Consider the following 19,149-nt stretch of genomic DNA (forward strand, 5'->3'; position numbering starts at 1 on the left):
GCGGTTATGACTGAAACGACTGCTCCTGCGCCGCGCATCACGATGTATGGAGCGCAGTGGTGCAGCGATTGCCGTCGTTCCAAGTCATTGCTCGACCGCCTCGAGGTTGACTACGACTACGTCGATCTGTTGCTCGTCGAGGACGGCGCAGACCGCGCCCGCGCGATCAGCGGGCGCACCAACATTCCCGTTATCGTATTTCCCGACGACACGCACCTGGTCGAGCCGAGCGACGCCGAGGTACGCACCCGGCTCACCCAACTCGGCTGTATCAGCTGACCCAGCTTCACCCCCGTGCTACTCTCAGAAATCGCAGGCACTAACGGGGGTCGCATCATGCACGCAACAATCACCACGTCGACGCGACCCATTCCCATTTCGCTTTGGATCAGCGCGGCACTGTTCGTCGTCTACTGCGTGCCAGGCGTGGCAGTGAGCTTGTCTGTGCGCGACGTGCCGCTCAACATTCTCGTGCTGCTCATGGTGTCTCCGCTCATGTTTATCGGCATGGTCATCTCGGTGGTCGATATCGTGCGCACCCGCAATCGCGGCAACATCAACGTGGCGTACGCGCGGCTGCAGTGGGTCGGCCTCGGACTCATGGTTCTGGCGATGCCGCTCTGGATGGCCGCCGCCATCGTAATTGTCTCCCTGACCTAGCCGACCAGCTTCGCTCCTGCGCAGAGATTCCCCAACTTTTCTGCTGGAGAGTTTTTCTACCGTTAATAATGGAGCTATTGATGTTTAGTCACTTCTACGCGTAACGTCGAAGTGTTACCCCGGACCCCGGTAGCAGTTTTTGACCGCACCGAGTCAGGGGTCCTAATGTTTCACACGTTCCTACATCCAATCAGCAGGCTCTCCGGCGAGGCATCGACTTCCGGTGGAATAGCCCTTTTGCCAACGACTGTGACCATCCTTCCGGTCGTCGATTTCGATCAGCAATCATCGTCTCGCGTTCCGCCAGCGCACGGAACCCCGCGCGGTGGCGGCACGATTACTTCGGTCTCGCTCGAGGACTGGCTCGACAATCTCCCGGCGCGCGGCTGGGATACCTGAGCGCCGTTGTCGCGACAGCCGAAGACACCAGTCGGCAGTGTTGGCAACGGGTGAGTTATTCCCCCGTCACCCGTTGCTTAGCGGCGCACGATGGAACGCAGCAGGCGCACGGCGACCGAGAGCGACGCCATGTCGTCTTGGGCGAGTGAGTTGACCTCTTCGAACACGCTGCGAGCCCGGCCGAGCTGTTCGGCGTTGAGTTCTTCCCAGGCGAGGAGGCGCTCGTCGGCAGCACCGGTATCCGTTTCGCCCAGCACGGATCTGGTCATGTCTGCGACGGTTGAGTAGAGGTCGTCGCGCAGGGCTGCGCGGGCGAGAGCCTGCCAGCGGTCCTTGCGCGGCAGCCTGGTGATGCGCTCGAGCAGATTGTCGACGCCGAAACGGTTGTAGATCGTGTAATAGATTTCGGCGACCCGGGTGACCTGCACATTTGCCGTGGCCGCGATCTTGGCTACGTCGAGCAGCGCGTACGCCTCGAACAATTCCGACCAGCGACGACCGAGATCGTCGGGCAGACCCCACTCCCTGGCCTTTTCTTCCTGCGCTTCGAGGCGCCCACGATCGGCGCCTTGCAGGTAGTCACCGAGGTGCGCGCGCAGGAGCGCGATCTGCGGCTCGTACTTGGCAATGACCGCGCCGACGGGCATGTTGGTGCCATGATTGACTTCCCAACGCACGGCACGGTCGAGCAGACGGCGAATGTCCAGGTGGATCGCCGTCCATTTCTCGGTAGGGAACGACGACGGCAGCGCGTTGAGTTCGTCAACCATCGAGTCGAGGTCGTACACCTCGCGCAGAGCCACGAAAGCTCGCGCGATCGTCGCTGAGTTAGCCGAGGTCTCCTCCATCGCGCGGAAGGCGAAGGTGATGCCGCCGAGGTTGATCATGTCGTTCGCGACGACCGTTGCGATGATCTCCCGGCGAAGCGGATGCGTGTCCAGCTCGGCATCGAAACGTTCTGACAGGTGCGTCGGGAAGTATCGGCGCAGTGTGCTGCCGAACCACGGGTCGTCGGCCAGATCGCTGTTGCGAAGTGCGGTGGCCAGCTCGATCTTGGCGTAGGCGGCGAGCACGCTCAGCTCGGGGCTGGTCAGCCCCTGACCGCGGTCGAGACGCTCCCGTAACCCGGCCGTCGTCGGCAGAGCTTCCAGTTCGCGTTGCAGGTCGCCCGACTTTTCGAGCCAGTTCATCAGGCGCTCGTAGCTCGGGCTCCAGTTTTTCACTAGCACCCGGTCGTTGAGCAACAGAATGTTCTGGTCGACGTTGTCGACCAGAACCAGACGCCCGACCTCGTCGGTCATCTCGCCGAGGAACTCGGCCCGCTCCGCCGGGTCGAGTTTGCCGGCGGCGACCATCCGGTCCACGAAAATCTTGATGTTGACTTCGTGATCGGAGCAGTCCACGCCAGCCGAGTTGTCGATCGCGTCGGTGTTGAGGATGACTCCGGCGAGCGCGGCTTCGATGCGCCCTAGTTGAGTGAACCCGAGGTTGCCGCCCTCCCCGACGACCTTGACCCGCAGGTCCTTGCCGTCGACCCGAATGCCGTCGTTGGCTTTATCGCCGACCTGTGCAGCCGATTCACTGCTCGCTTTGACATAGGTGCCGATTCCACCGTTGTAGAGCAGGTCGGTGGGCGCAAGCAGAATCGCCCGCAGCAATTCAGGCGGGCTCAGCTGGGTGGTCCCCGGTGGCAGTCCGAGCACGACCTGCACCTCGGTCGAGATCGGAACGACCTTGACTTGGCGCGGGAAGACGCCGCCACCGGCGCTGATCAGGTCGGCCCCATAGTCGGCCCAGGATGAGCGCGGCAGTTCGAACAACCGGGCACGTTCGGTGAAAGAGCGCGCCGGATCGGGGTTGGGGTCGAGAAAAATGTGCCGGTGGTCGAAGGCCGCGACGAGTTTGGTGTGCTTGGACAGCAGCATGCCGTTGCCGAAGACGTCACCGGACATATCGCCGACACCGACAACGGTGAAGTCTTCGGTTTGCGTATCAATGCCGAGTTCACTGAAGTGGCGCTTGACCGACTCCCAGGCCCCCTTGGCGGTGATACCCATCTCCTTGTGGTCGTAGCCGACCGAGCCACCGGAGGCGAAAGCATCGCCGAGCCAGAAACCGTACTCGGCGGCCAGGCCATTGGCGATGTCCGAGAACGACGCTGTGCCTTTGTCTGCGGCGACGACGAGGTAGCTGTCATCGTCGTCATGCCGCACCACCCGGGGTGGTGCGACGACGTGTTCGCCATCGGCCGCGGCCACCAGGTTGTCGGTCAGGTCGAGCAGCCCGCGAATAAAGGTCTTGTAGCTGTCGATGCCCTCGGTCATCCAGGCCCCACGGTCAAGACCCGGGTCGGGAAGCTTCTTGGCGAAGAACCCGCCCTTGGCCCCTGTCGGCACGATCACAGCGTTCTTGACCGTCTGCGCCTTGACCAGGCCGAGCACTTCGGTGCGAAAATCTTCGCGGCGGTCCGACCAGCGCAGCCCGCCGCGGGCCACCTTGCCGAAACGCAGGTGCACGCCCTCCACCCGCGGCGAGTACACCCAGATTTCGTACATGGGCTTGGGCGATGGCATTTGCGCGATTTGTGACGGGTCGAGTTTGATGCTCAGGTACGGCTTGTACTGAAAGAAGTTCGTGCGCAGTGATGCCTCGATCAGGGTGATGAGCGTGCGCAGCACGCGGTCGGCGTCGAGGGTGGCCACCTGCTCCATCGCGACCCGCAGCTGTTCACGCACGTCGGTGAGGCGCAGTATCCGCTCATCGTCGGTCAGGTCGGGGTCGAAACGGGCCTCGAACAGGGCCACCAGCCCGTTGGTGACGGTCGGGTTGGCGAGAAGAACGTTTGCGATGAAGCCGTAGGAGTTGGTGTTGCCGATCTGCCGCAGGTACTTGGCGTAACTGCGCAGGATGACGACGCGGTGCCAGGGCATGCCGTCTTGCAGTACCAAGCGGTCGAGGCTGTCGGATTCGATGGCTCCGCTGATGGCCGCGCCGAAAGAATCGGCGAGCAACGTTCCGGTCGCGACCGGGTCAACTCCGGCCGGGTAGTGCAGGCCGAGGTCGTAGAGGTAGAAGCGGCGTCCGTCAGAGGTCTGAATTTCGAACGGCACCTCATCGAGCACCTCGATGCCGAGGTTCTGCAGATACGGCAGAATCTGGCTGAGGCTTTTCGGTTCGGTCATGTAGAGCTTGATGCGGGCGTCTTCGCCCGGGTCACCAGTCGTTCTGGGCAGGTATACGTGCAGCCCGGGGCGGGTGTGCGCTTGCGCGGATGCCCCCACCTCCGCGGCACAGGCCTCGAATCGCCCAATGTCTTCCAGCGCGTCAGTAATTTCGTAGTCGACCCGATAGCTGTCGGGAAAAGCGTCGGCCCACACGCCGGCCAATCGCTCTGCTTCTTCAACCGAGTGTGTCTTGCACAGTTCGTCGCTGACACCCTCGGGCCAGGATCGAACGGCTCTGGCCAGGCGCTGCTCCAGCGCGGCGATATCGACGGAGTCCGCCACAGCATCTTTGGGCAAACGGATGCGGTAAAACAGTCGCGCGAGCGCGGACTCGGTCATACGTGCTTCAAAATCGAGCGACTCCGCGTTGAACGTCTCCTGGAGTTCTTTCTCGATGCGCAGTCGTACGCCGGTGTTGTAACGGTCACGCGGAAGGTAGACCAGCGCCGACATGAACCGGCCGTAAATGTCAGGGCGCAGGAACAAGCGGGTACGACGACGCTCCTGCAGACGCTGAATGGCGAGCGATGCCGTGACGAGGGCGGGTACCTCGATCTGGAACAGCTCGTCACGAGGATAGGTTTCCATGATGCCGAGCAAGTCTTTTCCGCTGTGCGACTCGGGCGGAAAACCGACCTCGGTCATGACGGCCCTGACCTTCTCGCGCAGCACCGGAACTGCGGTGACCGAGCTGGTGTACGCGCTCGCGGCGAACAGGCCGATGAAACGCTGCTCACCGTCGACCTGACCGGCGGCATCGAAGCTCTTGATTCCGATGTAGTCGAAGTAGGCGGGACGGTGCACGGTGGACCGTGAGTTGGCCTTGGTGATCACCAGGGCGGTGCGTTCCCGCGCCTTCTGACGGCCGGCATCTGTCAGGTGCTGAACCTGGTGGCGGTCGTCGGCAAAACGAAGCAGGCCGAGGCCGCTTCCCTCGATCAGAGTGAGCACGTCCTCGCCGCCCTGCGTTTCGAGGTTGTATTCGCGGAAGCCGAGAAAGGTGAAGTTGCCCTCGTCGAGCCAGTGCAAAAGCTGCTGGGTCTGGTGAAGGTCTTTGATCTGCTCGGCACCAACGATTGTGTCGAGCGCTTTGGCGATCTGCATGGCCTTGGTGCGCATGAGCGGCCAGTCTTCGACCGCGGCCCGCACGTCTTTGAGTACAGCAGTAAGCCCGGCGAGGAGGCTGGCCTGCTCGTCGTCGCTCGCGCTGTCGATCTCGATGGCGATCCAGGACTCAAGGTGTGAAGCATCATCACCGGTAGCGATGAGGTGGGCGATATTGGGCATGGCAGAGGTATCACCGCTGGAGACGCCAGCACTGGAGACGCCAACGCTGGCCGGGATGCGGTTGATGTCGACGAGGTCGTTCGTGGACTTGCTGCGAGCGACGATGAGCAGGGGGTGCACGACCAGGTGGATGGCGGAGTGCTGGCGCACCAGCTCGGCCGTGACCGAGTCAACGAGGAAAGGCATGTCGTCGGTGACGATATAGACGACACTGCGACCGGCTTCACTGTGAATCTCGACGGTCGCGGTCTTCGGCACCCGGCGCTGCGCGACCTGCCAGTGGGCCCGCGCCCGAGCCTCGAGAAGCTCGGGGGTATAGTTCGCCGCATCTTCGTCTGTTAGATGCTCGTAGTAATCATCTATGAACGTTTCGAGCGTTGGGTCTAAGGGGAATAGACCCGCTGGGGACAGACCCGTTCGGGTGAAACCAGACGACATCGAAAAAACGCCTCCATCAAATTCATCGCCGTGCGGGTGCGGCTTGTTCACGCTCACAAGCTACCGGTCACCGCCGACATTCCCGGGTGGGAATCTGGCACGGCAATGACCGGAAACCTGCGAACAACAACCAGCGCACTGTGCACACAAACGAACTACTTGTGCGGGCTCCTGCGACGGGCACGTCGGTGTGCCTCGCCGAACTCAATCATGGAAACCCTTGCCCGCCTATCGTAGCGTCGGGCCCTGCCCTCTGGGACGTCGTCGCAGAACCTGCGGCCGGCCACCCGGAAATAGACAGCTGCTCGTCGATTCGGTCGTGACCGGCACATAAACGGACAACACGTACCGCTTTTAGTACCAACCGACAGACTGCGAGTGCGCCCAGGCTGCGCACGGCGTTCCGTAAGATGAGGCCTTGATGTAGCCAAGGCCCCAGCTGATCTGCGTCGTGGCGTTGGTCGCCCAGTCGTTGCCAGCCGACGCCATCTTGCTACCGGGAAGTGCCTGGGGAATTCCGGTCGCACCACTGCTGGAATTGAGGGCCGCGTAGTTCCAGCCGGATTCCTTCTGCCACAACCGATCGAGGCAGCTGAACTGGTCCTCGGCCCAGCCGTACTGCGAGGCGGCCATCGAACGAGCTGTAGCGCGCGCACCGTCGATGGAATTGCCGCCCACGAGGGATTGCATGCGAGCGGCTTCGGCAGCTGCTTGCGCTGCGGCTTGAGCCGCTGCTTCAGCTGCCGCAGCGGCTGCGGCAGCGGCTGCGGCAGCCGCAGCAGCTTCGGCGGCGACGCGGTCGACCTCAGCCGTGGCGGCAGCGACCGACGCGGTCTCTGCCTTCGCCTCGGCCGTGAGCGACTCCACCCGTTCGATGGGCAGGATCGCGTAGCTGGCCAGCGAGCTGACTACCGAGCTGAGAGTGGTGGCGTCCACTTTGCTTTGGCTGGCAGCGATGACGACGTGGGCCTCGCTGAGCGCAGCGGATGCGTTATCGCGCGTGAAGGTCTCACCGCGCTGCACGTAGAAGTCGAGCTGATCGCTCTGTAGGCCCTTACTTTCGGCGAGTACGGCCGTGGCAGCGACGCTGCCCTGCCTGGCATCGGCCGATTGGGCGACGAATCCGCTGCTGGCGACCAGGCCGGCAATGACAAGTACGGTACCGATCGCTACGGCAATCTCATGTCGGCGGGTTCGTGGTTTGCGCATCTTACGGTGAATTTGAGTGTTTGGGAGGGCAACGTGGGCTTGGGGCGTTTCCGTGTGTTTTGGGCGCATGTCCTTCATCTGGCGCGAATGATGGACGCTAGGTACGCCCGTTCGCTGGGTTTTTGGCCCGTGCACTTCGGGGTGGCGCGGGCGAGGCCGCCAGCATGCCCGGTCTTATTGAACAAAACCTCACGATTTTCTGCGAAACCCCTGATTATCGGTCACGTGTGTTCTGTCGTGGCATACTTTGCGACTGCTGACCGGTCAGTCACCGGCGCGACGGGGTGTTTAGCCTGATCACCGTCGTATCGATCGGCCGGAGGACGGAGTAGAGCGCGGATTCAGGCTAAAAAATACCGAGGATGGTGGCAAATATTCTCATCTCGTCTGTGAATCGCGACAGGTCGAAGTTCTCGGGCAGCAGCCCGCCGAGGCTTCCAGGGTGCGCCTCCCGGTTCGCCCCACGGGTGCGCAACTCAACGCCGCGCTGTCCGCGAGTGCCGAGCACGAGCTGCGGAGTACCGTTGCGATGCACAGCACTTTCCGAGGTAATGACGAGATCGGCCGCCAACAAGTGCCGGTTGTCGCGGACGAGTTCGGCCAGATGCGGGCTTTTAGTCTCGTCCTCGCCTTCAATGAGCACCTTGACATTAACGGGAAGCTCGCCGGTGCCACGCCCGAACACGCGACCGGCTCGAATGGTCGACTTGAACGGATCGTCATGCCAGCGCGCATCAAAATCCCCCGGTTGCACGTCGTAGTGCCCGTAAATGAGTACGGTCGGCAGACCGGGATCGACGACGCGTTCGCCGTACACCGCCGGCGGTCCATAGCCCTCGATCAGGTGCACGCGCAGACCACTCGTGCAGACACGGTTCAGCACGATCTGGGCGCACACGGCAAGGTCGTCTGTGGGCTGAGCACTCACGCCGGCGGTGCGAACGAGACAGGCGAGTTCGTCGAGCGCCGCGGCAAACCCGGAATCAATGTGGGCGTAGACATCGTCCATGGTCATAATGTCACTGGCCCGGCACACCGGCGTGGCCTCGCCTTTGCTGCACCGCTTCCACGACCAAGAAAAACCTCCCGGTCAGCTTCGGTCATCAACATTTGGTAGCCCCTCACGGCGAATGTCACTGGCCATTTCTGTTCATCATATAGATGTCCTGTCTATGCAGCGATACAATTTGAAAACTGTCTGTCTTACGAACTTCCGCGACGAATCTGGAACCATGCGGCGGTCGGCGCTGGCGAGTGCGCGAGGCCCGCGCCTCTACCCTTCTTTCAACCTCCCGAAACGAGCCCGTCATGACCCCCCAGCTGCGTGCCCTTGTCAACGCTCGTCTCATCGATGGCACCGGTGGCCAGGCCCGCGAACGGTCGACTGTGATTATCGATGGCGAACGTATTGTCGAGGTGACCGACGATCGCCCCCTTCCCAGCACGGTCGAGGTCGTCGATCTGGGCGGTGCCACCCTGATGCCCGGCCTTATCGACTGCCATACGCACCACGCCGGGTGGGCGCAGAGCCTGGTCGCGCACCCGGAACCGCTTGGACTGCTGGTGTCCCAGACCGTGGCTGCCCTGAAGGTGACGGTGGAGGCGGGAATCACCACGGCCCGCGATCTCGGGGGTTTGGAACGCGGGTTCGTCGAAGCCGTTGACCGCGGAGTCATTCCCGGTCCGCGTTTGCAGACCTCGCTGATCATTGTGTCGCCGACGAACTCGCTGATGGATCACCACCCGGTGTCGGGCGGCGCGATCAATTCCCGCGGGCGGTACGAGATCTGGCCCGGCCTGCCCGAACCGTGGTGCGACGGCCCGGTGGCTGCCCGGGCCAAGGTCCGGGAGGTTATTCGCATGGGCGCCGACGTCATCAAGGTTGCCATGTCGGGCAGCATGACGTTCGCCGCACGACGACAGCACCGCCCGCTGTTCACCGAGGAAGAACTCGCAGCCATCGTGGACGAGGCGCACATCGAGGGGATCCCGGTGTGCGCACACGCCCACGGTGACCCCGGCGCGATCCTGGCCGTGCAGGCTGGCGTCGATACCATTGAGCACGGAACCTATCTCACCGAAGAGTGCGCGCTCGAAATGGCTGATCGCGGCACATGGTATGTTCCAACAATGTGCATCTCCAACTGGCACAGCACCCTGTCCCAGGCAAGCGTGCGCGCCCACACCGCCGACATGCCTGCGCGCCATCGAGAGAGCATTGCTCGGGCCGTGCGACTCGGCGTGCGCATCGCGGCGGGCACCGATACCAACCCGTTCCACGGATTCGGGCGCACCGGGATGGAATTGGAATTGCTGGTCGAGGCCGGAATGACCCAAGCAGAAGCGATCGCGGTCGCCACTGACCAGTCCAGCCAGTGCTTGGGCATGTCAGCCAACGTCGGTACCGTCGCGGCGGGCAAATTCGCCGACCTGCTCATCGTGGACGGCGACCCTTACCTGGACATCCGCTTGCTACAGGATGCGAGCCGTCGTACCGCCGTTCTGAAAGGTGGCCAGTTCATGAGCGGTTCACCTCTTTCTATAGCGGATGCGCGCAGCCGCCGAACGATCGCGGTAACCGCATGACGACCGACACCGCCGACACCCCGGAGACGTCGACGGCACCGCCCGTGGCAGCAGGCCCGGCCACCGACTACATGATCGGGCCGGTCGCCGCGGCACTCGACATCATGCTCGAGTTCGAGAGCGGGCAAAGGGAACTGCGCGTCGCCGACATCGCCCGGAGAATTGGCGTGACCCGAAACAAGGCGTTCCGACTGATTAAAACCCTCGAATCACGCGGTTTTCTCCAACGCGTAGGCGACCACTACCGGGTGGGCAGTCGATTGCTCACCCTCGGCGAAGTGGCGGCCCAACCGATCGAGGCATTGCGTGCCGCCGCGCAGCCCGAGCTGGACGCGTTGCAGGCGCAGACCAATGAAACGGTCTACCTGCTGGCTCCGTTGGGCATGGAAGCGATCTGCATCTCCCGCATTGAGAGCACCCATTCCCTGCGCATCTCGGTGAATGTCGGCCAGAAACGACCACTTACTGCGGGGGCGGGGCAGAAAATGCTGCTCTCCGGCCAGGACCAGCAACGCCTGACCCAGGTACTCAAACATCGGGGGCCAGCGTTCACCGAACACACCATCACCGACGAGGGCGAGTTACGCCGACAATTAGAGCAAATTCGCCAACGCGGCTACAGCCTCAGTCTTGGCGAGGTCGATTCCGGGGCCGGGGCCGTTGCCGCGCCTGTCTACGACTATTCTGGTGACATGATCGCGGCCTTGGTAATTGGGGGTGCCATGTCGCGGGTGTCGGGCAATGTCGAGGGTGCGTGGAGGGATTCGGTCGTCAGCGCCGCCCACCGCATTTCTGCAACGCTCGGCCACCACCAAAAATAGCGGCGCTTCTACCGAGCAACTCCAGCGCTCCGTCGCCAATCGCTTGCAAAACACACCACATTTCACGCAGGCGTGTTGAGTTCAGCCCAATCAACTACAGCAACGGAGCCCGTCAATGAAGCGTATCCAGATCGCGAAAACTCTCTGCCTGGCCCTCTCGGTCTCGCTCCTGGCCGGTTGCAGCGCAGCGGTCGAACCGGCAGAACCCGCAGTTTCCACTCGCTTGGACCAGGCCATTCACGACGCCCTGCCCCAAAACGTTCTGGACGCCGGCGAGCTCACTGTCGTCACGAGCGGTGCAAACCCGCCCTGGTGGGTAACGACGCCCGGAAAAACCGGCGAGTACACCGGCGCCGGTGCCGAGCTGATGGACGCCATCGCCGAGGTGATGGGCGTGGATATCGAGATCGCCACCGTGCCGGACATTTCCGGCGCGTTCGCCGCGATCAGCGCCGAACGTTACGCCTTCGGTTTCTTCCCCTACGCCGACTCGGTCGGCGGGCCGAAGGAGCGCCCAGGCGCCGAATTCGTTGACGTTCTGCAGGAGGTCGTACCCTTCCTGGTCGAGAAGGGCAACCCCAAGAACGTCACCAACATGGACGAACTGTGCGATGTCACAGTGGCAGCACTCGCCAACGCCGCTACGTACAAAGTCGCCGAGGCTCAGGCAGTCAAGTGCCAGGAGCAGGGTAAGAATCTCACCGTGCTGAGCGTAGCGAGCGTTCCCGACGGCGTGCTTGCCTTGCGATCAGGGCGAACGGATGCCTTCTTCACCGGCGGCGCCTCGCTGTTCTACGCGGCCAGGGAATCAAACGGCGAGTTGGAAGTCGTCGGCGACGAGTTCGCCAACGGGTTCGCCGGTCAGTTCATGGGAGCTCTGCTCCCAAAAGGTTCTGCGCTCTCTGACCCCCTGCTCGCGAGTTTTCAGGTGCTCTTCGACAATGGTGACTACGAGAAGATCATGACCAAGTACGGTCTCGATCGAGAGATTATCGAACAGCCCGGCATCAACCTCTACGCCGACTGGCTCGCCGCGAACCCGCAATAGTCATGGCTACCCTGCCGAGTAACCAGACTGACTTCGAATTGCCTCTCACGCAACACCCCGTGAACGTCGCACACGCCTTGGCTCCCCGGCGGCCCGCTACCTGGGTACTCTCCATAATCACCGTGGTCGTCGCCGCGCAAATCGTGCACCTGTTCCTGACGAACCCCAACTTTGAATGGGACGTCGTCGGGCAATACCTCAACAGTGAAACCGTGCTCCAGGGCGTTGTGATGACTCTCTTTCTCACGATGACGGCGATGACGATCGGTCTGGTTCTCGGCGGCGTTCTGGCGGTGTGCCGGCTGTCAGACAACACCCTGTTACGCGTGCTCGCTTCGTCGTACATCTGGCTCTTCCGGGGCACACCACAGCTCGTGCAACTGATCTTTTGGTTCAACATCGGCCTGCTCGTGCCGGTCTTGAGCATCGGGATTCCGTTTGGTCCGACATTTGCCTCCATCGACTCCAACACTCTGGTGACGCCGCTGTTGGCGGCCATAGTCGGTCTTGGTCTGCACGATGCCGCCTATCAGGCGGAGATCTATCGCGCTGGGCTGATCTCGGTCGACGAGGGGCAGCTCGAGGCGGCACAAGCACTGGGCATGAAGCCGATTCGGGTCTTCTTTCGAATCCAGCTGCCCCAGGCCATGCGGTTCATCGTTCCGCCCACTTTCAACTCCATCATCGCGCTGGTGAAGGGAACTTCGTTGGTGAGCGTGATCGGCGGAGCCGAGCTGTTGTTCTCGGTCAAGGAGATCTACAGCCAGACCTATCAAACCGTGCCACTGCTGATCGTCGCGAGTATCTGGTACCTGTTCATCACGACCGTGCTCAACGGCGTGCAGTTCTTCATTGAGCGTCACTATGGCCGGGGGGCCAGCCGCAAGAGCAGTTCGTCTCTGGTCGCCAGGTTTTTCGATCGACGAGCCGCCGAGCACACCCTGAATCGAGGTATGGAATCGTGACTCAGCCCCTTCTGCGCATCAGCGAATTGCGCAAGCAATTCTCCGGGGTCGAGGTGCTCAAGGGCATAAATCTCGAGGTGCACGTCGGCGAGACGGTCGCGATTCTCGGTGCGTCAGGGTCGGGAAAATCCACCCTGCTGCGCTGCGTGAATTGCCTCGAGGTTGCCAGCGGCGGGTCGATCTGGGTAGGCGACGAGCTGATGGGCTATCGGCAAGAGTCTGGAGAGACCGTGCGCAGGCTCACCGAAAACCAGATCGCCGTGCAGCGTCGCAACGTGGGAATGGTTTTTCAGAACTTCAACCTGTTTCCGCACTGGACCGTGCTGCAGAACATTGCCGACGGCCCCCGCTCCATTCTCAAATTGAGCAAGGCCGACGCCATCGAGCGCAGCATGACACTGCTGACCCGGGTTGGATTGGCCGATCGCGCCAACGCCTACCCGCGCCAGCTCTCCGGCGGGCAGCAGCAACGCGTCGCCATCGCCCGGGCACTGGCCCTCGAACCCGCTCTGCTTTTGTTTGACGAACCGACGTCGGCCCTCGATCCGGAAAACGTCAGCGAAGTCACCGATGTGATGGCCGCGTTGGCGGCCAGTGGCGCCACCATGCTCGTGGTCACCCACGAGTTGAGCTTCGCTCGGGCAGCCGCCGATCGGGTCGTCTTTATAGACGGCGGCGTCATTCTTGAGCAGGGGTCGCCGACCGAGGTCTTCGACCACTCGCAGCAGCCGCGCACCCGGGAGTTTCTGCGCAAGACCGTGGTGTGATTCGACAACTCTTCCGTTGCCGCTCACACTGGAACCACCAGTCGCCTTCAAAGGAGAAACCGTGACCATACTCTCAGATGCCCGTGAACTTGCCGGAGCCATCACCGACCTGCGCCACCGACTGCACCAGGAACCCGAAATCGGGCTGCAGCTGCCACGCACGCAGGAGAAGGTACTCGAGGCCCTCCAGGGCCTTCCGTACGAGATCAGTCTTGGTACCGACACGACCTCGGTGACGGCGGTGCTGCGCGGAACCGGCGTCGGGGCATCCGCTTCACGGCCCGTGGTGTTGCTGCGCGGCGACATGGACGCGCTCCCAGTTCAGGAACGCACCGGGCTGGAGTTCAGCTCGCGCATTGACGGCGCCATGCACGCCTGCGGTCACGACCTGCACACCGCCATGCTCGTGGGCGCGGCGACTCTGCTCGCCCACCACCGTGATCAACTCGCCGGAGACGTCGTACTCATGTTTCAGCCCGGCGAGGAGGGCTACGACGGGGCGGGAGTGATGATTAGCGAGGGCGTGCTCGACGCTGCCGGCCGCCGCGCCGATGCCGCCTACGGCCTGCACGTCACGTCGGCCGGCGCATCCAACGGGCAATTCTCCAGTCGCACCGGAACCCTGATGTCGGCCAGCGATGGCCTCACGGTGACGGTGCACGGGGCTGGCGGGCATGGCTCTGCCCCGCACCAGGCGCAGGATCCGGTGACGGTGATTGCCGAGATGGTCACCGCCCTGCAGGTGATGGTCACCCGTCAGTTCGACATGTTCGACCCGGTGGTGCTCTCGGTCGGGGTGCTGCAGGCTGGCACCAAGCGCAATATCATCCCCGACTCCGCGCGACTTGAGGCGACCGTGCGGTCATACACTCCCGAGTCGCGCGCCAAGCTGGCGCGCGTAGTGCCCCGGCTGCTCAAGGGAATCGCGGCCGCGCACGGCGTTGAAGTAACGGTGGACTACGTCACCGAATATCCGCTGACCGTCACAAACGAGGGCGAAACCGGCCGGGCCGAGCGCGTCGTCGGCGAACTCTTCGGCGAAAAGCGGTTCACACGCATGGTCAATCCCCTCAGCGGCTCCGAGGACTTCTCACGCGTATTGCAACAGGTACCGGGAACCTTTGTCTTTCTCTCGGCCGCGCCGCGGCAAGCGGATGCCCCCGCTGCCTTCAACCACTCCCCCGCGGCAACCTTTGACGACGGTATCCTGGCCGACGGCACGGCCCTGTACACGCAGCTAGCGCTGTCGCGCATGGCCGAACTGGCAGTTTAACGTCCGGGTCCGCTTCGGCGCAGGCATCAACCTCGGATTTGGACTTGGCCTTGGCCTTCCGGCCGCTGTCACAGTCGATGCGCCCACCACGTCGTCAGGGTTCGCGCAAGTAGTCGCTGCGCGCTCGAAAGCGGATGTTTGTCATACACACATGCCATGAATAAGCCGCGCGACACGGCACTAAAGTTCACCCAGTTCGCGGGGAGGCGCATCTCGCCCGTGCGTGCTTAGCTGGAGGCAGAAGCTTTTTTGGGAGTCTGACAATTTATAATTTCACGCTTAGCAGCGATACCACCAGGGCCAGTATGGCCGATCGAGCACGCATCATCGATGTGGGCAGCGCCAACCGCCACGATGGGCAGGCAGAATGACCGTTCCAAGACTCTATCTTTCTGTTAACGGGTGCCTGTGCCCCCGTTCCGAGCCAGACCCGGCCTGGGGCGACGTGGCCAAGGCATCGATCAACATCGAGTACGGCGACGGTCACGCTTCCACCCGTGACGTGCGCTGGGCTCCCCGCCTGATCACGGCTCTCGACTCCCTCCTGATGCAATACGGAGTAGAACTGGTCTGGCTCACCTCCTGGAACGAGTTCGATGCCACCCGGCAGCTGCTCGTACCCGAGCTGCACGGACTGGCCGGCGGGCGCATGCTCGACGTGACGACCCCTCCGAAACGCCCCGGCCGAACCGATGGCGAGACGGGGCTGTGGAAGTCCCAGCGCATCGAAGAAGATCAGAACGTGCCTGCACCGTTTATCTGGATCGACGATGCCGACGTGGAACTTCACGGACAGAAGGTGCTCAACGCCACGCTGGAGACACCGTCGCTGCTCATTCCGCCGCACTCCGCGGTAGGCATCACCGTTGACGACATCGCCCTGATGCGCATCTGGCTTGAGCAGCTGCCCTAATTTAGCTCGCGCACTCGCCGTGCCGATCTTGCTCTTGCCACGACTGAACACAGTGCGGCCACGTACAACTAGCTGCGCAGGTTCGACAGGTTCAACTATTTGCGCCAGCTTCGACTAACTACGCCAGGGTGGTTCGGGGCTGGGGGTGTTGGCGCGGTGGGTGTGGGCTGGCCGCCAGGTTTGGGTGGGGTCCCAGAGGAGGGGCCCGCGTACCTGGGGTCTGCCGTTGATGATGCGGATGTTCCAGCCGTTGGTGTCGATGGTGTGGTGGTGGAACCAGCAGAGGAGGGTGCCGTTGTCGATGGTGGTGGGGCCGTGTTTGCGCCAGGGGATGACGTGGTGGGTTTCGCACCAGCGAGCGGGGATGGTGCAGCCGGGGATGATGCAGCCTTCATCGCGGGCACTGATCGCGGCTCGTTGTTTGGCGGTGAAGCAGCGCACCTTCTCGCCGAGGTAGAGCACGGCACCGTGGTCGCCGAAGATGACGGTTTGGGCGCCGCCGGAGCAGATGGTTTCTGTGACTCGGCGCATCGAGACGGGCGCTTCGATGCCATCGATCCAGCCAACCCCGCGGTCCTGGTCGAGGTCGGTGGCGTTGACGTGGATCATGACGGTGGGGGCGGCGCCGCCCATGGTCGGGGTCTTCGGGTCGCGGGCGGCCGATTCGAACACCGAGCGGAGGATGTCGGCGCGTTTCTCCCCGGCGCTGCGGCGGTCTCCGTCATAACGGACGTCGCCGGTGAAGGGGTCGGCGCTGAAACGTTCACCATCCACGCTCGAGTCGCCGACATCTAGGCCGTCCAACTCAGTGCCCGTGACAGTGCCAACGCCTGTGCCGTCGCCGGGTTCGGTGGGTTCAAACCGGGGCGTGCGGGACCGGGCCGAGAGGTGGGTGTCGAAGAGGGTGTCCATGATGCCGCGCAGTTCGGGGGTGACGTCGGCCCGCAGCGGGTAGAGCCCGTTGCGCAGTAGTCCGAAGGTGAGCGTGCTTTTCGCTTCGGTGAGGTCGTCGGTGGGGGCGGTGCCGTCGGGGTCAAGGCGTCCCTGCCATTCCAGGGCTTGCGCGCGCAGCAGGTCGGGCGCGAAGCGGATACCGGCGCCGGGCAGCCCGGCCGTTTCGGGGGTGATCGCTCCGGTCGCCGACGCGACCAGTGCACGTTCCACCTGGTCGAGGTCGTCCTGCAGGACTTTCCCGTGCAGCGCGGTCAACGTGGTGGCGATGATTTCTGCCGACTCCACCCCGAGGTCGCCGCTGCTGAGTCCGGCGGCAATGACCGGGTACCGGGCCGGCACGGGCAGACCCAGCGGCGTGCGTTCGACCGTGGTCTCACCCAGCTTCAGACGCCGTTTCGCTTCGCGGCCGGAGATGCCGGCGAGTTGGGTGATGAATTCGACCCAGTTGCGGCATCCGTTTTTGTAGGCGAGGGACCCGGTGCCGAGGTCGGTTTCGGCACGCACGCCGATGTCGGTGGTGGCTCGTAGCCTGACACCATCAACCTTGCGACCCAAACCCTCCAAAGCTGCCATGACCGCGACAGCTTCGCTGTCATCGAGCTGACCAAACCGCACCCCGTCAAACGCCAAAGCCAGAATCGCACCAGCCTGCGCAATGGCCAAAACCCGAGAACCCTCGGGTTCCGGCACAGAGCCGGCTGCAGCGGGCGGGGCGGTGAGGGTCATGGCGTCAGTGCCTCCTTCACCCACAATTATAGCCCAAAACACCCTCAGAAGCGAGAAAATCTCAGTACAATTATGAGTTGCGTTCAGAAGTTTCTTCTCATCAGCGAGAGCGGTTAAATGGTTGATTCAACCACGCTTAAGCAACCGTTCGTCCGCTCTGGTCAGCAGTCTCCACGGTGACGGCGAGGGCTGCATGCCCCTCGTTCAGAACCCGCGGCGACCCGCGAACAGGGCGTGCAGCAGGGGGGCGACCGACGCGACCATGAGTACGGTGCCGAGCGCCGCGTCATCCGCTCGCACAAGAACGCCGGCGATCAGCAGCGCGCCAAAGAGAAGCGCCGAGATCGCCTGCCGGGTAGTGCGTTCGAGGCGGGCGACCCGCTTCTCCAGGCCCGGGCTGGTGACGCCTACCAAGCCGTCTTCGACTCGGGAGATGAATTCATCCAGCCGCTTCGGCAGGCGAACCGCGAGACCGACAGTCTCCCTCACCTGTTTGGCGATGTCCTGCACCAAGTTACCGCTCTCGTCACGCAGCAGCTGCGCCGCATAGGGCTCGACGGAGTCCCAGAGGTTGAACGCGGGATTGAGTGAACTGGCTACCCCAGAGGTGAGGGACATTGCTCGAATGATGAGCAGAAAGTTCTCGGGCAATTGAAAGGGCAGCGAGCGCACAACATCGCCGAACTGCACCGCGAAGTCGCGGAACTCCCGCGGGTCGACCTCTCGCAGCTCTGCAAACCCCATGCCGCCGAACCGGGCGAACAAGGTCGTCATCGCACGTTCGAGCTCCGTCGTCTCCGCCGAAGGCAAGAGCACCCCTACGTCGTTCATGGCGCTGACGAGGCCGCGCCCGTCACGCGAGGCGGCAGCGATCAGCATTTTGCGCAGTCCGGTGCGCGTGCTCGTATGAACCTCGCCCATCATTCCGAAGTCGATGAACGTCAGCTTCCACCCGCGTTCGATATCAGCGACCGGGGTGACAAAGATGTTTCCGGGATGCGGATCAGCGTGAAAGAAACCCTTGGTGAACATTTGGTCGAACATGACCTCCGCGAAGAGTGGGGCCACCTGTGCCGGATCGATGCCCGCCTTGTGCAGGGCCTCGACATCGGTGATCTTGATCGCCGTCACGTCTTCGAGGGTGAGCACCTTACGGGTGGTGCGCTCCCAGACAACGATGGGTACGCCCACTCGGTCGTCGTCGGGAAACGCTGCCGCGAAACGTTCAGAGCTAGCACCTTCATGCAGGTAGTCGATCTCTTCGAGGCTGGTCTGCGCGAATTCCTCGACGAGCGCGGGCATATCGACCCGGTTGGAGACGAGTTTCACATGACTGAGCCACCCACCCACCTTGCGCAGGGCTGCGAGGTCGACGTCGATAATCGCGTCGATGCCCGGGCGTTGCACCTTGATGATCACCTCGTCGAGCCCCGTGTCGGCAGCATCAAGCGCGGTCAGTCGGGCCCGGTGCGCCTGACCGAGCGAGGCCGCCGCCACCGGCGTCTCGTCGACCGACAGAAAGGCTCGCTCGAGCGGCATGCCCAGCTCCGCTTCGGCTGCAGCGCGGATAGCAGCAAAGCCCACGGGGGCGACTTCGTCTTGCAACCCCTCGAGTTCCTTGGTGATTTCGGGCGGCAACACGTCGAGGCGCGATGACATGAACTGCCCGACCTTGATCATGAGACCGCCCAGGTCGGCCGCGAGCACATGAAAACCCTTGGCGAAGCGTCGCATCCGCTTGGAGCGTGTGCGTTCCGCGATTTTCACCAGCCCGATGCGAGGCAGGAACAACTCGAACCACCACGTTATGGCCAGATACCAGCTGGCGAAACGCAGAATGCGGCGGTATCGGGCACGCATGTTACCCGCGCCCGAATTC

General features: G+C 63.0%; 15 protein-coding genes. 10 read left to right on the forward strand and 5 right to left on the reverse strand.

Annotated features, from left to right (window positions below):
- Positions 1–6: 6 nt before the first annotated feature.
- The 3 genes from E3T51_RS00300 (at position 7) to E3T51_RS16630 (ending at position 1,059) form a co-directional block, all read left to right on the forward strand.
- Positions 7–279 (forward strand): glutaredoxin family protein, encoded by a 273-nt coding sequence (locus tag E3T51_RS00300; protein WP_104190854.1) that lies wholly within the window; start codon positions 7–9, stop codon positions 277–279.
- Positions 280–336: 57 nt separating this feature from the next.
- Entirely contained in the window at positions 337–660 is a 324-nt protein-coding gene (locus E3T51_RS00305) for a hypothetical protein (protein WP_134525998.1), read from the forward strand.
- 249 nt (positions 661–909) lie between these two features.
- Positions 910–1,059, forward strand: coding sequence for a hypothetical protein (locus E3T51_RS16630; protein WP_166806324.1), 150 nt, complete (start codon positions 910–912; stop codon positions 1,057–1,059).
- Between the two features lie 77 nt (positions 1,060–1,136).
- On the opposite strand, the gene E3T51_RS00310 is transcribed toward E3T51_RS16630, so the two are convergent.
- The 3 genes from E3T51_RS00310 to E3T51_RS00320 form a co-directional block, all read right to left on the reverse strand.
- Complete coding sequence (locus E3T51_RS00310; RefSeq protein WP_134526792.1) at positions 1,137–6,008, reverse strand: NAD-glutamate dehydrogenase; 4,872 nt, start codon at positions 6,006–6,008, stop codon at positions 1,137–1,139.
- 354 nt (positions 6,009–6,362) lie between these two features.
- Entirely contained in the window at positions 6,363–7,217 is an 855-nt protein-coding gene (locus tag E3T51_RS00315) for an aggregation-promoting factor C-terminal-like domain-containing protein (RefSeq protein WP_134526001.1), read from the reverse strand.
- 346 nt (positions 7,218–7,563) lie between these two features.
- Complete coding sequence (locus E3T51_RS00320) at positions 7,564–8,226, reverse strand: M20/M25/M40 family metallo-hydrolase (RefSeq protein WP_166806325.1); 663 nt, start codon at positions 8,224–8,226, stop codon at positions 7,564–7,566.
- Between the two features lie 299 nt (positions 8,227–8,525).
- Here E3T51_RS00320 and E3T51_RS00325 point away from each other — a divergent pair, with 299 nt between their 5' ends.
- The 7 genes from E3T51_RS00325 to E3T51_RS00355 all read left to right on the forward strand — a co-directional run bounded on the left by E3T51_RS00325 (position 8,526) and on the right by E3T51_RS00355 (position 15,590).
- Positions 8,526–9,803 (forward strand): metal-dependent hydrolase family protein, encoded by a 1,278-nt coding sequence (locus tag E3T51_RS00325; protein WP_134526007.1) that lies wholly within the window; start codon positions 8,526–8,528, stop codon positions 9,801–9,803.
- The gene (locus tag E3T51_RS00330; RefSeq protein ID WP_134526010.1) at positions 9,800–10,624 is read left to right on the forward strand and encodes an IclR family transcriptional regulator; all 825 of its coding nucleotides are present in this window, start codon (positions 9,800–9,802) and stop codon (positions 10,622–10,624) included. The genes E3T51_RS00325 and E3T51_RS00330 overlap by 4 nt, the downstream gene beginning before the upstream one ends.
- A gap of 115 nt (positions 10,625–10,739) precedes the next feature.
- Positions 10,740–11,672 (forward strand): transporter substrate-binding domain-containing protein, encoded by a 933-nt coding sequence (locus E3T51_RS00335; RefSeq protein ID WP_134526013.1) that lies wholly within the window; start codon positions 10,740–10,742, stop codon positions 11,670–11,672.
- Between the two features lie 59 nt (positions 11,673–11,731).
- Complete coding sequence (locus tag E3T51_RS00340) at positions 11,732–12,637, forward strand: amino acid ABC transporter permease (RefSeq protein ID WP_198417809.1); 906 nt, start codon at positions 11,732–11,734, stop codon at positions 12,635–12,637.
- Positions 12,634–13,404: an amino acid ABC transporter ATP-binding protein gene (locus tag E3T51_RS00345; protein ID WP_134526017.1), complete on the forward strand. Its 771-nt coding sequence runs from the start codon at positions 12,634–12,636 to the stop codon at positions 13,402–13,404. Before E3T51_RS00340 ends, E3T51_RS00345 begins: the two co-directional genes overlap by 4 nt.
- A gap of 61 nt (positions 13,405–13,465) precedes the next feature.
- Positions 13,466–14,677 carry a M20 metallopeptidase family protein gene (locus E3T51_RS00350; RefSeq protein WP_134526020.1) on the forward strand — a complete coding sequence of 404 codons (1,212 nt, stop codon included), beginning with the start codon at positions 13,466–13,468 and terminating at the stop codon, positions 14,675–14,677.
- Positions 14,678–15,044: 367 nt separating this feature from the next.
- Complete coding sequence (locus E3T51_RS00355; protein ID WP_134526023.1) at positions 15,045–15,590, forward strand: HAD domain-containing protein; 546 nt, start codon at positions 15,045–15,047, stop codon at positions 15,588–15,590.
- 114 nt (positions 15,591–15,704) lie between these two features.
- On the opposite strand, the gene E3T51_RS00360 is transcribed toward E3T51_RS00355, so the two are convergent.
- Entirely contained in the window at positions 15,705–17,270 is a 1,566-nt protein-coding gene (locus E3T51_RS00360) for an HNH endonuclease signature motif containing protein (RefSeq protein ID WP_134526026.1), read from the reverse strand.
- A 204-nt stretch (positions 17,271–17,474) separates the two neighbouring features.
- The gene (locus tag E3T51_RS00365) at positions 17,475–19,130 is read right to left on the reverse strand and encodes an ABC1 kinase family protein (protein ID WP_134526029.1); all 1,656 of its coding nucleotides are present in this window, start codon (positions 19,128–19,130) and stop codon (positions 17,475–17,477) included.
- Positions 19,131–19,149: the final 19 nt, after the last annotated feature.

The organism is Cryobacterium serini (assembly GCF_004404025.1).
GTDB classification, from domain to species: Bacteria; Actinomycetota; Actinomycetes; order Actinomycetales; family Microbacteriaceae; genus Cryobacterium; species Cryobacterium serini.